The sequence below is a fragment of the Paenibacillus sp. J2R1T-4 genome, from assembly GCF_059692235.1.
In genome coordinates this window covers 153,704-167,890 of sequence record NZ_JCAUBA010000013.1, presented here as the reverse complement: position 1 = coordinate 167,890, position 14,187 = coordinate 153,704, and the positions used below count along the sequence as shown (strand labels likewise).

Below are 14,187 nucleotides of genomic sequence, written 5' to 3'. Positions count from 1 at the left end.
TTCGATTATTGCTTCATGACTTAGGCACTACATATTCAGACAGTTTAATACCCTTGCTTACTTCTGTTGCATAAGAGGGATTCAGACCCGATGCACTAACAATATCGCTCACTCTATAATTATTTCTATGAATAATCGAAGCATATTTAATTCCAAACAAATGAATGTTTGCAACCTGATATCCATGTGGGGCCTTATCTAAGTCACTTGAATAATCGGCTCCCCACTTAGAATTTGTGACAACGTATAATAACGAACACCGGTATTATTCTTTAATGGCTTGGGTCGATGCTTTAACGTTATTACCTCTTTTTCATTCAAAATGTAGAATCGATAGTCTTCATCTTTTCCAAACCCAAAGTTCTGACGGCGATCCGTGATATATTGCAAGATACGATTTTGAATAGATTCCGGTAAAGACGCTAATTGCGCCTCCAGGGAGGGAGAGTGCGGGTCTAGAACCAAAACCTGATCGATCTTGTACAGACACTCCATTTCTCCTCCCCCCTTTTCTCTAAACGTGATAAATAGCGGGTTTTTATATTGATAACCGGCAGCGTAATGCGGACAAGCATGTATGAAATGTTTCTTTGGCAACTGAGATGTTCCGCCTGCAGCGACCGATAGTACTTCGACTTCATAATAGTGCATCCCTTTACTCACCCCGCTCAAAAAATCCATATACTCCTGTAAGATAGTCTTATCTTGATTCCTGCTATTTGATATATACTTTTTGATGAGTTGGAGTATGTCGGTCCAAGTTAAACTGATAAACCCGCTCTGCTTTGTATGAATTATTTTGTATTTTGTTAATGTTATTCCAAGCTTTGGTGTCCCGGCGTCAATAGGAAAAAGCTGTGGGTTCATGTAGGATTGAAGCTGATTATTGATATCTTTTTGGACAATGCCCAGTGCTGCGCTCTTGGCCTCAATAATCATGACAAACTTCCTCACGTTATCTTTGAAAAATGTTATGGTAATATCACGCCTGATTTTCTGCATTCCCACAGAAAGCATTTCGGCATCGACTTGGATATAATCCGTGTTATTGTAGGGGGGAAGCCAATTATCACTGCTTAATTTAATATGATTAAGCAATAGCTTCACCAACTCAGGGTATTTCGATAAAACATAAGCGAGTCCTTTTGTCTGCTTAGTTTCTTTATCCCCATCAATCAAGTCAAAGAAAGTAGAGTGTTGTTTATTGTCATTATACTGATATAGTTTAAATAAAGTTTTCATATTCTCTTCGTCACATCCTCATACAAGCAAAACTCGAAACGTTGAATTCATTAGCCTGTTGTAAAATCATAGACTCAGATCATACAATTGATCCCCCATACTTTGGATGATATCGCGGTCTACAATTGTATCTAACCACTCATCTGGTATTCCTCTGATTCCATAATACGCTCCGGCCAACTGGCCATAGACAGCTCCAGTAGTATCCGAGTCTTCCCCGAGGTTGACGGCTAGCAATAATCCATCTCGGAAATCACGGCTGTGGTAGAATGCCCACAAAGCTGCTTCCAGAGATTGAACAACGTAGCCTGTTCCTCTAATTGCGGGCGGATTTTTATGTTTAAACGATCCATTAGCAATATTAGCAATGCCTTCGGCCAGTAGGTTCTTAGACCAATATCCATCTATTGAACAATAAGAGCTACTAAGGAGCCTCTCCTTAGTTTCACCTTGAAGTGCTCCAACGATTAATGACCCTAAATAACGGCAAGCGTCTAAAGCCTCTAGAGCAGCATGAGTTGTCTTGGAGCTTAAGGCCGAGTATTTAATGGCCTGCTCTGGATTGCGCGCATAGTACATAGGAACAGGCGCCAGCCTCATGATAGAGCCATTTCCCGCTTTCATGGGATCAGCGGATCCGCAGTAAGCATTCCCCGTATGATCAAATACATTTAACGATTCAAGTACGGTTATTCCGATATCGAAACATGAGCCTTTGCTGCTGTAGTAACCTTCACTATACCATTTCCAGTAACGCTCCAATTGATCGATCGGGTTAAAATCGTTGCATTGGATCAAGCTCTCCGCCAAACATAATGCCATAGAAGTATCGTCTGTCCATTCTCCAGCTTTCAACTTGAAGGGGCCTCCCCCAAGCATATCGTTAATAGGCTGAAAACTTCCTGGACTTGTAAATTCAAGAGTTACACCAACGGCATCCCCAACAGCCAAACCAAGAAGACAACCCCGGTAACGATCTAGTTTATCCATGCTTCATCCTCCCTCACAACATTTATCCCATCTAATTCGAAGCTTCAACAACCAACACTCGAAACTCCTGATTCTTACCTTCTCCAAGGGTGAGGTACGGCCGCCATTCGAGTTGATACTCACCTTCTAATTGAATTGGTTGTTCCCGATTATATGTAGTCCCTGGCGTCGCTCTCTCTCCCCAAGCCAAATAACCATGAAGAGTGTGATGATCATGAAGATGGAAATCCGCGTCTATGTTATTAGAGTGTTTGGGTTTGTTCCAATAAAGATGATCGTTTGTAATGAGCAATGCATAACCTTTTACTACAGGCCTCTCACGAACAATCCGTTCCAGTTTTTCTATATCCTTAACGTAATCATATCGTGAGATGTCGCGGGCCAACTGGTTCTTCAATGAGATAGGCTGCCCATTGTAGATCGTATCCAAGTTAGCTGTCTTGTAGCGAACCTCCAGGGCTATAATTTCATCACCTTTTTCAGCCCAAATATCTATTTTCAGCTTCCCTAAATCACGATTGATATGTACTTGATAACCTGAGTCCCGCATACTATCCGCGAGTCGGTCCCGGAAGTCTGTTTGTGAAGATAACAGAGGCTTCGCCAGCAAGAAGGGATCCAACAATACACTGAGGTTATTCGCTTCTGGCTTGGGTACTGCTAGTGTATCAGAGGTAACCCGTACAACAAGTGAATTAAAGGCCCCCTGCTGGGTCAGATTCACACAACTGTAGGGCGCCCATTCCATCGAATACTTCCCTGTAATTTCTAACGGAATTTCACGACCCTTCATGGTCCCTGCACCCGTACTGTCACCCCATCCCAGACTCCCGCCAACCGTGACCCCTTGGTGGATTCGAAAATTATGATCAGCCGTGATCTTATCTCCCACTCGTTCCATGTAGTACGAGGAATCATTGGTCAATAAGACTAGAATTCCTTCATCAGCCAACCCTCTAGAGACTAATTGTTCTAATCTGTGCAAATCTTTTAGTATGTCATAACGCCCTATATCTTGTGCTCCTTGGTTACTTAGAGAGAACGGTTCTTCATTGACCTTACATTCCAGTGCTCTAACCTTGTATTTGAGTTCAATTGCTGTCTTGTAATGATCTTGCTCGACGAATATATCAATGTAGAACTTTTGACCGTCCACATCCATACGGCGCTCTAACCGAATGGTACAATTCAACTGTTCCTTTATTTCCCAAGCTAGAGCATGTTGAAAATCGGCTTCATTGTGAAATATCGGTCTCTTCGCAGATAGTAATCCTATTATTTCTTGAATATTCATATTAAGTCTCCTTTTCATTAAGTGATCAGTTGAACATTTCTACGACCTTATTAGATGGGTAATATTCCCTATATATAGTTAATTCGCCCTACCGTTAGGAGAGTCCTTCCAATACTTTTCAATATAAAATGTTAACATATGGCTCAGGCAGCGGGCTGTCAGGGAATGGTTGTCATAATTTGAGGTCAGAGCGTGGACTCTGAATAGTCACTGGAGAACAACAAAAGGCTGTCCCTAAGGTTAGAAGATAACCCTAAAAACAGCCCCTCAATAGATTGACGATTCCCATCAAAAATGATTGAAAGCTTGTTCCATTTCCATATTAACGCATCTATCTACTCTCTACCGACTATCAACCCACACCTTGCTAAACACCGAAAAGCGGTCCCCCGGCTTCAGATCCACATATACTTGTTGTCCATCGCTCTCGATCAACTTCTTCCCCGCCAGTCCGTGCCGTTTCTCAGGGGCTTCCCAATGCGAGTCCAACAGAAGGAGCGATACTTCCGATTGGAATGTGAGTCGATTACCTTCCATGCGAACATCGTGCAAGACATAAGAGGAAGGCTTCACATAGTCCGGCGCATCGATGAGGGCCGCTCTCCCCTCCAGCTCAGATGCAGTGATTGAATGGACAAGATCCAATTCCACAGAGACCAGACCCGTTTCATAGTCAAGCTCTACAACTGTGCCTGTGATCGAGGAGCCGGGGTGAACGATCCGGCGCTCTCCCGCCTTCACTAGGCTGAAGCCGACTGCCTCTGTCTGTTCGAGCACATCCCCGTTATAGCGCATAAGCAGCGCACGGGCATCTGTCTCATAAGTGAGACCCTGCGAATCAGCAAAACAGATTGCCTCCGTATCTTCGCGATTCGCGATTACGATATCCCGCCGACCATCCTCGAACAATACCTCGATCCCAACCGGTCGGAAATCACCTGACGCCGGGCTGGATGTAATACGTCTGAGCGGTCGAATCTCTCGGATGAAGCGTCCAGATTCGAACGGCTCCAACACTGAGACGAAGCTGGCCGAATGGGTGTCGGCCTGCTCTGCGCTATCGCGCCACATGACGAACGGAAGCCATTGGGATTTGCCCATTTCCTCCCCGCCGCGTTCGCCAAGAGCGAATAGAAGCTCCCGATTCGATCCATCCTGATCCGGTATAGCGTGAATCCGCAAGGACGCTTGCCGGTAACCGAACGTCCACGCACATGAATGATCTGGCTGCTGCACTTTCCTCATTGCTCTCATCCAGCCGTATCCCGGTTCGCTATACAGCGACACATCCGGTCCTGCCAACGTTCCTTCAAGAGGCTGCCACTGTTCGTCGGTGATACCTTCGAAGCTTACATCATCGGCTGACAAATCAAGCCCGACCGTATTGTAATCGAATACCCGTCCACCCTTTGCATGGTTGATGTCTACAACGTAGGCGTCCTCGCCATTCGGAGCAAGCACCACCCAACACCAACGCTCCATATGGGAACCGGGATACGCGATGGTATTCTCCATACCTGAGCCTTGAAGAAGCGTTCCTTCGTAATGGCATTTCAGCCTGGAATAGGACGGTTTCTGGTTCTGGCCGTCCTTGACAACAATGGTACAGGCGGCGGAATGCACCTCCCATGCCGGGAACTTGATACTTGCCCAAGTGAAAGGATAACGGCCAGCAGAAGCGAGAAGATGGTAGCCATATGCTCCGATCCATAGCCCGAGCTTGTCCCCGTGCACATGCGGAGCCGTAGGCTGGCCGTACAGGACGACATGCTTACAGTTATGCGCATTCGTGCCTGCGCGCAGAATACTCGTCTCTGAATCCTGCAGCAAGTAAGACGGCTGGACACTGGTAGGCGACGAGCCGTACGAATCGTATTCAGCCCGTTCGGAAGCGGTCGACAGAAGCAGCAAAGCCTGATTGAGACCTGTTTGCTTAACGCTCCTCATCCTGTAGGTTTGCAGCTCCTCATCGTTGAATTGGGCAAGGATCGGACCGATAACGGATCTCATAGAGCTCATACGTGTGAATGCGATTTCCATGGAGGGACTGTAGCCGATCACTCCGTCCCTGCGTCTTTGCGCAATCGGCTCCTCGTTGTCGACCATGGTATCGCCGAACATCGGAGTCAGGCTGCCCGATTCAAGGTGAAAATACAGCTTGCCGATTTGATAGATACCGTATTTGCTGTCCTCGAACATGTCGATTCCATCAGGAAAGGCGGTTTCATCCGTAAATCGGTAGTTATTGTTAGCCATAAGCAGCATCTGTTCGCAAATATGCCCAATATAACCCGGTGAATCATAGGCATAGCGGCCGTCCCTGAAGAAGCTGTTCCTTATCTTAGACTGCAGGCTGTATTTTCCTTCATACAAAATATTGCGCATCAGAGGGCCGCTTCCCATGAAGCTTGCAATCATCAACTGCAGATGAATATACCGCATGGACCAATCGGATCGCTTGCTTTTCTCCAGCTCACACGAATACAGTAAGTATGGGATCATCTCGTACAACGCTTTTTTCACACAGAACGGCTCGTCTCTCACGCCATAATCAGGAGCAGGCCATGAGGCGAAGCTTTCCTGCAGCCTTGAGCTCAAGCCGTCGATTTCCTCATACAGAATATCCGCCGCTTCGAAGAAGTTCGACATCCACGCCGATTCGGTCGTTGAAGGCTCCGCGATATTGACAGTATCTGAGAATGTCCCATCCCCATAATTCCCGTTCATATATGGAAGCAGCTCGGCAATCCGACCGATCAGCAGAAGCGCTTTGTGAGCATACTCACTGCGTCCGGTCAATACGAAAGCGTACGCCAAATGATTGATCGCGCCCGCATATTTCTTGCCGCTGGCCTCCGGGCACACGCTCTGATCTTCCAGGACAGGGCAATAAGGGCTTCCTAACAGCATGGACAGCAGAAATAGTCGATAGGATGCAGTGAACATATAACGAACGCCCGGATTCGGGAATCCGTCTGGAGCCATGAACCCGCTGCCGTCATCGTGGAATTCGAGCTCTTCGCCAGTGCCCGGATTGGTAAGCCTCATGCCACTAAGCCACCAGACTCCTGTAGTGGGATTGTAGTACTCATACGGCCTTTCCAGGCACATTTGAAAAGCAGTGCGGTTCCCCTCATTCAGAGGATCACCGAAATATTGGCCAGGGGTCAGCGCGCGCGGATTACCTGTCGGCACTAACTCCAACAGCTCTGCATCGCTCTTACCCGCCCAATAGTCGGCTACTTCCAGCACCGCTTCTTTCATCGCTCTCCCCCATACTGTGTGCTCCGCCTGATGGCGGGCCCTCTTGGCATCCTCCCGGCCAATTCGTATGGTGAACCCTTGCTTTTTCGGTGTGATCCACTCTAGCAGCTCATCCGGATAAGACTGCTTCTTCCATTGTGTAAAAGCGGTCTCGCTCTCTTTCGCAGCCCGTTGCGTCCACTCCCCAACCTCTTCATCCGTTAATCCATATGCTAACAGCAAATCGCCTGCACCCTGCCCGTTATATACAACGTCTCCCGTTAATCCTGACCATCTATATTGGGAGCGCTTTTCGCCCTCCAAGACATGATGAATCATATTGAATCCGATCACCCGACGATTCTCGCTCAGGTTACCGAGCATTGTAACAGGAAAAGACAACTCATAGACGGAGCGCCCCTCCTCGGTGCGGTGATTAGAATGAATCTTGTCCTGATCTTGCGCTTCTTCCCACAGGTAACCGTAGCGTTCCGCCTTCAGCTGCCCGTCGTTCATAATTTTGATCTGAAAAGCGTTGTGCGGCTTCCGTCCTGTATGAGCGGGGTCGAACATCAGCACGAGCTCATGGGTTGACTCAGAAAGACCTCGATCGAAGCCCACATTGATATGCAGGTTCCCGGTAAGCGTATACATCCGAAATTCGATCCCATGCTCGGAAGTCTGATTCGAATGGCTGGTGTAAAACTTAGATTCTACCGTTATGTCCCGCCCAGATTCTTGTTCATTCACCACATATACCGGGTACACGTACTGTTCTTCAGACATGAGCTGTTACACCTCCGCGGGGTATGAAAACTGACAATGTAAGCTTGATTCAATTCTTGGAGCTTCGCTATGCCTATACTTTCGACCTATTGTTAGGAGTGTCCTGCCTGCTGAATAAATCAACTTGCTGGTTTTAACCTACGTTCCTTCTGGATATAAATGGACCGATCAGGAAAAGCTAATTTACAGCTTATGCCAAGTAGACCAGTGAGAGGAGTGAACCCTTTGCCGCTCGAAAACATAAACGGAACTATGCTTCATTATGAGACTTGCGGGGATGGAGTACCGATTGTATTCATCCATCCTCCCCTCCTTACAAGCGCTAATTTCAGGTATCAGCAAGCGCAGCTATCCGATGAATTCCAAGTAATCACATTTGATATACGAGGACATGGACAAAGCGACCCTTCAGAAATTCCAGTCAGCTATGAGCTGATAGCCGAGGATATTAAGCATTTGATGGACCATCTTAAGATTGATAAAGCGTTTGTGGCTGGTTATTCAACCGGGGGCTCAATAGCTTTGGAAGCGATGCTGGCTTATCCGGACCGTTTTGAGGGAGGCATCCTAATCAGCGCTATGTCTGAGGCTAGTGATTTTATGTTGAGGAACCGAATTCGCTTGGCCATGGGATTATCCGGGTGGAAGCCTACGATTGATTTGCTTATGCTGGTCATTAGTTGGGGAAATTCAGATCGTACACAAACCTTCCGTGATCTGCTGAGAGATTCGAGGAGTGGCAATCCTCACAATATTCATGAGTATTACTCGTATAGCCTGAACTACAATTGCACCGAACAGCTTTCCCAGATCACATCGCCTATCCTGTTACTATACGGGGGGAAAGACCGGGGCTTTAAACGTTACCGCAAAAAACTGCAACAAGGTCTAAGCCAATTCAAGACGGTCATCCTGCAAAAGGAAAAGCACCAGCTTCCGACGAAAGCGGCCGCCGACCTTAATAAAGTGATGACTCACTGGATTCATACCGTGATCGCGGAGAAATCGAATACATTGAGCGAGACAGACTCCATGCCAGCAGCCTTGCCTATCGCTCAAAAAGAAGAGCCGGGGGAGCAGCTTCAATATCCTGAGTAATGGAAAGGGCTGTCCCAAAGGTCAGAAAATAACCTTAAGACAGCCCTCATCATCCAGCCTCATCGCGACGTCTCTAGGACAATCCTCAGAGTCCTCTCTTGATTTATTCGACATAAATCATCTTTTTGGTCAACCCGCCATCTACGGTTATGTTGATCCCGGTCACAAAATCATTGCGCGAATCCGTGAGATAGAGACAAGCACGAGCGATATCATCAGGCTTGCCTACACGCATGGACGGATGCTGGTTATGATCTTCATCCCGCAGCTTGGCGTAATCTCCTGTTTCAATCCAACCCGGACTTATCGCATTGACCGTAATCCGATCGGGCCCGAGGGAAACAGCTAGAGCATGGGTCAGGGACAAGATCCCTCCTTTGCTGGCTGCATAAGCCTCCGAGTTCGCTTCCGACATGAATGCTCGTGTCGAGGCAATATTCACAATAGCGCCTCCGCCATGCTCTTTCATCATCCGGCCCGCTTCCCTGGAGCATAGGAAGGTTGCTCTCAGATTCGTATTCATTACGTAGTCCCATTCCTCAACGGCCAGGTCATAAGGAGATTTCCATTTACCCAATCCTGCATTATTGATCCAAACGTCGATCCTCCCGGGCACTTCCTTCAACAGTCCAAACACATGGTCAATTTCACTCGTGTTGCTCAAATCTACCTGGTGCAAGCTTGCATTGAAGCCATTCTTTTGAAGAAGCTCCTTCGTCTCCTGCAGTCCTTCCGCATCTTTATCAAGAAGTACAACCTCTGCCCCTTGCTCCGCGTAAAGGAGTGCAAGTGAACGACCGATCCCTGCTCCTGCCCCGGTAATACCCACGACTTTCCCTTCAAAAGCAAGCATATGCAAATCCTCCATTTATTTTGAAATTATGAATTAGCACTTCGGTGATTCTTATCCTTCTTAACTTCTATTTCTATCCATACTTTATCGTATTCTCTGCATTTAGCCAATTTTACGCCCCGCAGTTTTTGAGCAAGAAAAAGCCTGCTTCAGCACTCTAGATGCTAAGGCAGACTTGTAGCTTGAAAGCTCTATTTACCCTTCCGACTCACGTACGGCTTCGACCGTCCACTTGTTGCGGATGATGCTGATCGCGAACGATAGCAGGCCCAGGACAAGCAGCGTCAAGATTTTATAGATGGCCTGCTCCCCGCTTAAGTCGAGGAAGATGGCTTTGATCGCAACGGCTACGAGCACGAATGATCCGAATCCAAGAAACAGCTTTTGTTTGTAATAAGAACCCCACAGGAAGAGCAGCAGAGCATATACCCCCCACACACAAGACAGGGTCAGCGACAACGCGGTATGGTTGGTGATGGAGCCATATTCTTCAAAGGCGCTTTCGATCTGCACCGTGAGGAGTCCCCCTATGATTAAATGCGCCAGCAAGGCATATAGGCTTGTTAGCATACGGTCGACATGGGCAGTGAGGCGGAACTTGCGATACAGGGAGAAGTAGAATCCGAGTGCAGCAAGCAGCATCCATGAGACCGCGCCCCAATTGAGAAAAGGAATGAACACTCCGAACCATTCACCGCGAGGCGTATCCCAAGTCACTATATACCAGTAAGCTCCGACGATCCCCCAGATGGCGATGGCGGCGAGCTCTGCTATTCTCCAATGTTTCAGTCGTGCTACACCGGTCAGTGCAGCTGCAATGGCACCCCACACAAATACGTTGAGAAGGGGCTTGAATGTCAAGCCGTCTCCGAGCTGACCTGCTGCAATGAGCATCAGGAGCACCCCGCCCAGCCCATGACTAAGGGAGAACGTGATGGCGTTGGGAGCTGCCCGGAATACGACTGCACCCGTCAGCGTATAGGCCAACCCAATTAATGCTAGCAGCACACCCATCGGGAGATCCCCATCGAGCAAATACAAGGCCCAGCAGCCGAACAGGACGCCATTAGTCAGACTCAGGTACAGGTTCCACCCGTCGAATGAACGTCCATTTCGCCAGGAGGCGAACAGGAATCCGATCAGATAAAAGACGAATGCTGCGGTTGCATACCGGACGGGCATCGTCCACAAGCCATCTACTGGCGGATTGAACTGCACAAAGTAGACAGCATAGATGAGCCATGTCCCTATAAAAGATGCGCTTCGCAGCTCACTCCATCGTCGAGCAATGCTTAATATGAAGAAGGCTACATTCATGACCAACAAGTAGAGGAACAGAGTGAATACCTGATCCGTCTCCGGACGCATAAGCACAGGCGACAATAATCCTCCGACAAGTGCAATGTTCATAACCAGCCGGGAATTGAAGCGGAAGGCCAAGATCGACAGCAGCACAGTTACTGCGGTCATACTCAGCATTACAGTAAACGGCGACCATAGGTCGAAGTAGATGCCTGCGAAGGAGAACGTCGCATACAGAATGCAAGCGCCTAATCCGATGACGATGTCACCGACTGCTTTTCTCCCCTTTGTCAGCGAGAGGGTGACTCCTGCAATGGAAAGACCGATTCCGCATAAGAGACCGGCTCCGATCTTGATCGGATCTGTGAGCCAATTCTGATCGAGCGTGTAACGGAACAGCGTAATGAACGCAGCCAAGATGAACAATACACCAAGAAAAGATGTCCAATGTTTCCTTAGTAGCGGTATCAACATAAGTGTTCTTCCTCCTCAAATCCTCGTATGGGATTCTTACTGCATGCCTTCATTCTAGTAAAAATGGCCAAAAAAAATAGTACCATCTTTATCTGGTACCATCCTCTTCCCGCTTCTCCGTTCGGTTGCGTCCAAGCAGTCCAAGCGCCTTCACCTGCCGCGCAGCCTCCCTGGAGCTTGTCGTTTGCAGTTTTTTGAGTATATAGTTGATCTGGTTCTTGATCGTACGAATCGACACGAAGCGCTTGTCGGCGATCTGGGATTGGGAGTAGCCTTGATCAATTAAGTCGAGCAGCTGCATCTCCGATGGCGTAATCTTGTCGCTCATACGGTTGACCTCGAACTCCCGCTCCAGCTTCTTCAGCCGGCGGAATTCCTCTCGCATACGCTCCGCCGCTACTGGGCTGATGGCCGATACCTTCGCCACAGCTTGACGGATCGCGTCCGGGAGGGACTCGAAGTCCGCCTTGATCCGATAGTCGAGCGCGCCAGCCTGGAACGAGCGGAGAATGAGGTCGCGCTCCTCCATTGAGGTCAGCATAATGACCCTGGCACCCGTGACGGCGACTGTCTCCTCCGCAAGGGCAATCCCTTCTGGCACACCGTGCAGCATGATGTCCATCAGGACTACATCGGCTGCTGCATCAGGCTCTGTCAGCTTAAGCCGCACCGCTGCCGGTTCTCCCGAGGTGAACACCAGGGCAAGATCGGCCTGATTGCTCAGATACTCCGTCAACCCCCTCAGCCAATCATCATCTTCTATCAGCCACACCTTGATAGGCTCCATCTATGATCCCTCCGCTGTGTGCAATGGATTCAAGCGAACTGCATTCACGCTCCGTTTGGGGAAGGTCAGACTAATTCGCGTTCCCACTCCCGGCTTACTGCGGATATGCAGAGAGCCTCCGTGCTTGCGCATGACCTGATACGCGTAGGGCAAGCCAAGTCCGAAGTTCGTACCGCTGCCCGATTTGGTCGTATAGAACGGATCGAGTGCAAGCCTGACCTGTGCAGCGTCCATACCTGGACCGCTATCGCTTATTTCGAGCGTTAGGTCCTTTTTGCCTTCGCTCCATTTGACCGCCATTTTACCTTGTCCGCGCAGCGCCTCGACGGCATTGGACAACACATTCCCGATCGCCTCTGCTGTCTGGGCTTTATCAACCGTACACTGCCAGCCTTCCGTCAGCGAGACCTGCAGCGCAATGCCGCCCATTTGCGGAGCTAGCGCGTCAAGTACTTCACGGATCATGACGGCAGAATCGGTGGCCGCCGGCCGCAGAACCAAATCCTCCGTTTTGCGATGTACGCGGGCTATCATCTCTTGCATATGCAGGGAAGCCGACAGCATAACCTCGATGTCGGCAAGCAGCTCTTGATCCCCGCTAGACGATGCCCGCTCCCGAATCCTATGACCGAACAATCGGAGCTTAGCCGCATCGTTCTTCATGGAATGGTTGAGCAGCACAGTCCCATTGGTCACAGCCCGAAACGCCGAATCCAGCCTACGCCGGTCGATAAGCACTCTAATCCCCATGAAGCCGTAAGTCGAAAGAGCAATGATGAAGAACAATATCCCAGTGCCAACGAACCAAGTGTTGTACACCCACATCCGAAGCAGGCCTATACTTGGAAGTACATAGTTGAGAAGCATCGACACAAGAACGGGCACCAGCACCGCCAAGCTGGCAACTCGGTAGGTTGCGAGATAGGCCGGATGCTGAGGACGCTGCACGATCATATTAACCGCCCCGAACAAGATAAGCGGCACCGCCCACCATACTACCACTCGAAAAGTGATGGGATACACTTCATTATAGGGCGGAGTGAACAGCAGGAAGCAGACTACCGGTAGAAGTAATAAGACTGGAAGCCAGCGGCGCAAGCTGGACGGCATTCGGATCGGTCGGAATGCCAACGTATACATGCAGAAAGAATATGGAAGGCCGTAATATGAAACTAGCGACGATGACGCCTGAAGGCGATAGAGCGCGGGCTCCCAGCTGGCGTAACGTAAGGATTGCTGGACTGCCGGGATGAAACGATCATCCAACGTGGCCGCGAGCGCCCCAGCACCTCCGCAAAAAGTAACCAACGCAAGCCAACGGATCGAGGCCGTGCGCGGCTCGTTCACGATCAGGAATAACCCGATCCCCCACAAGGCGATCCAGACGAACAGCATTCGGGTACTCCTCTCATATGGAAAAGGGCACGGGATAACCCATTCCTTCTTCGGTATACTAGTAGTCATTCTCCATCCTTGTACGAATTCCTTGATGTGATGAGCAATTTGCATACATTACCACCCGAAAAGGCCTATGTACTTGTTCGCTGTGGAAGCCGCAATATTGTTGTCAATAGGGAGGGTACTCAAAAATTTTTACAATCCCTATTAACATTATCGGAATTGTATGTTAAGATATTTTCAATTTATATCAATCCTAGGAGTGAGAAATAATGCCAATTAGCACATTTAAAGCTACAGCACAATTACAAGAAGGCGTAGTTGTCAAAGTACGTTCCAGAAATTTCGAATTGACGATTGACGAACCCAAAAGTTTGGGCGGAACCGATACAGGCATGAATCCAGTTGAAGCGGTGCTTGGTGCGTTGGCAGCATGCCAATCGATCGTGGCTAGAGTATATGCCAAAAAGTTTAATGTTCGTCTAGATGATTTCCGGGTAGAGGTTGAAGGAGACCTTGACTTGGACGGCTTCTTTAAAAAATCTGACGTGCGTCCCGGGTATTCTGAAATTCGTTATACGTTTCATATCAAAACCGATGCCTCCAAAGAACAGGTCGAACAATTCGTGGAATTCTTAGAACAGACATGCCCCGTTGGAGATACCATTGCGAACCAAGTCAATCTCAAATTAAGCGGCATTGTTATTGAAAACTAACTTG

The 14,187-nt window shown here is 48.6% G+C and carries 11 protein-coding genes; 2 read left to right on the top strand and 9 right to left on the bottom strand.

Going from position 1 to position 14,187, the window contains the following annotated elements:
• Positions 1–13: 13 nt before the first annotated feature.
• The 5 genes from AC58QD_RS21300 to AC58QD_RS21280 all read right to left on the bottom strand — a co-directional run bounded on the left by AC58QD_RS21300 (position 14) and on the right by AC58QD_RS21280 (position 7,555).
• Entirely contained in the window at positions 14–160 is a 147-nt protein-coding gene (locus AC58QD_RS21300; RefSeq protein WP_497337007.1) for an HTH-like domain-containing protein, read from the bottom strand.
• A gap of 38 nt (positions 161–198) precedes the next feature.
• Positions 199–1,242 carry a hypothetical protein gene (locus AC58QD_RS21295; protein WP_497337005.1) on the bottom strand — a complete coding sequence of 348 codons (1,044 nt, stop codon included), beginning with the start codon at positions 1,240–1,242 and terminating at the stop codon, positions 199–201.
• A gap of 66 nt (positions 1,243–1,308) precedes the next feature.
• On the bottom strand, positions 1,309–2,232 hold the full coding sequence (locus tag AC58QD_RS21290; RefSeq protein WP_497337003.1) for an ADP-ribosylglycohydrolase family protein: 924 nt from the start codon (positions 2,230–2,232) through the stop codon (positions 1,309–1,311).
• Positions 2,233–2,263: 31 nt separating this feature from the next.
• Positions 2,264–3,526, bottom strand: a complete 1,263-nt coding sequence (locus AC58QD_RS21285; protein ID WP_497337001.1) for a hypothetical protein — start codon at positions 3,524–3,526, stop codon at positions 2,264–2,266.
• 342 nt (positions 3,527–3,868) lie between these two features.
• A complete protein-coding gene (locus AC58QD_RS21280) occupies positions 3,869–7,555 on the bottom strand; it encodes a hypothetical protein (RefSeq protein ID WP_497336999.1) in 3,687 nt (1,228 codons plus the stop codon).
• 225 nt (positions 7,556–7,780) lie between these two features.
• Here AC58QD_RS21280 and AC58QD_RS21275 point away from each other — a divergent pair, with 225 nt between their 5' ends.
• The gene (locus AC58QD_RS21275) at positions 7,781–8,653 is read left to right on the top strand and encodes an alpha/beta fold hydrolase (RefSeq protein ID WP_497336997.1); all 873 of its coding nucleotides are present in this window, start codon (positions 7,781–7,783) and stop codon (positions 8,651–8,653) included.
• A 103-nt stretch (positions 8,654–8,756) separates the two neighbouring features.
• Here the strand turns inward: AC58QD_RS21275 and AC58QD_RS21270 are convergent, their stop codons facing one another.
• The 4 genes from AC58QD_RS21270 to AC58QD_RS21255 all read right to left on the bottom strand — a co-directional run bounded on the left by AC58QD_RS21270 (position 8,757) and on the right by AC58QD_RS21255 (position 13,578).
• Positions 8,757–9,506, bottom strand: a complete 750-nt coding sequence (locus AC58QD_RS21270; protein WP_497336995.1) for an SDR family NAD(P)-dependent oxidoreductase — start codon at positions 9,504–9,506, stop codon at positions 8,757–8,759.
• Between the two features lie 195 nt (positions 9,507–9,701).
• Positions 9,702–11,282: a DUF2339 domain-containing protein gene (locus AC58QD_RS21265; protein ID WP_497336993.1), complete on the bottom strand. Its 1,581-nt coding sequence runs from the start codon at positions 11,280–11,282 to the stop codon at positions 9,702–9,704.
• An 88-nt stretch (positions 11,283–11,370) separates the two neighbouring features.
• Positions 11,371–12,069: a LuxR C-terminal-related transcriptional regulator gene (locus tag AC58QD_RS21260; protein ID WP_497336991.1), complete on the bottom strand. Its 699-nt coding sequence runs from the start codon at positions 12,067–12,069 to the stop codon at positions 11,371–11,373.
• On the bottom strand, positions 12,070–13,578 hold the full coding sequence (locus tag AC58QD_RS21255; protein WP_497336989.1) for a sensor histidine kinase: 1,509 nt from the start codon (positions 13,576–13,578) through the stop codon (positions 12,070–12,072).
• Between the two features lie 161 nt (positions 13,579–13,739).
• Between AC58QD_RS21255 and AC58QD_RS21250 the strand changes: the two genes are divergently transcribed.
• Complete coding sequence (locus tag AC58QD_RS21250) at positions 13,740–14,183, top strand: OsmC family protein (RefSeq protein WP_497336987.1); 444 nt, start codon at positions 13,740–13,742, stop codon at positions 14,181–14,183.
• Positions 14,184–14,187: the final 4 nt, after the last annotated feature.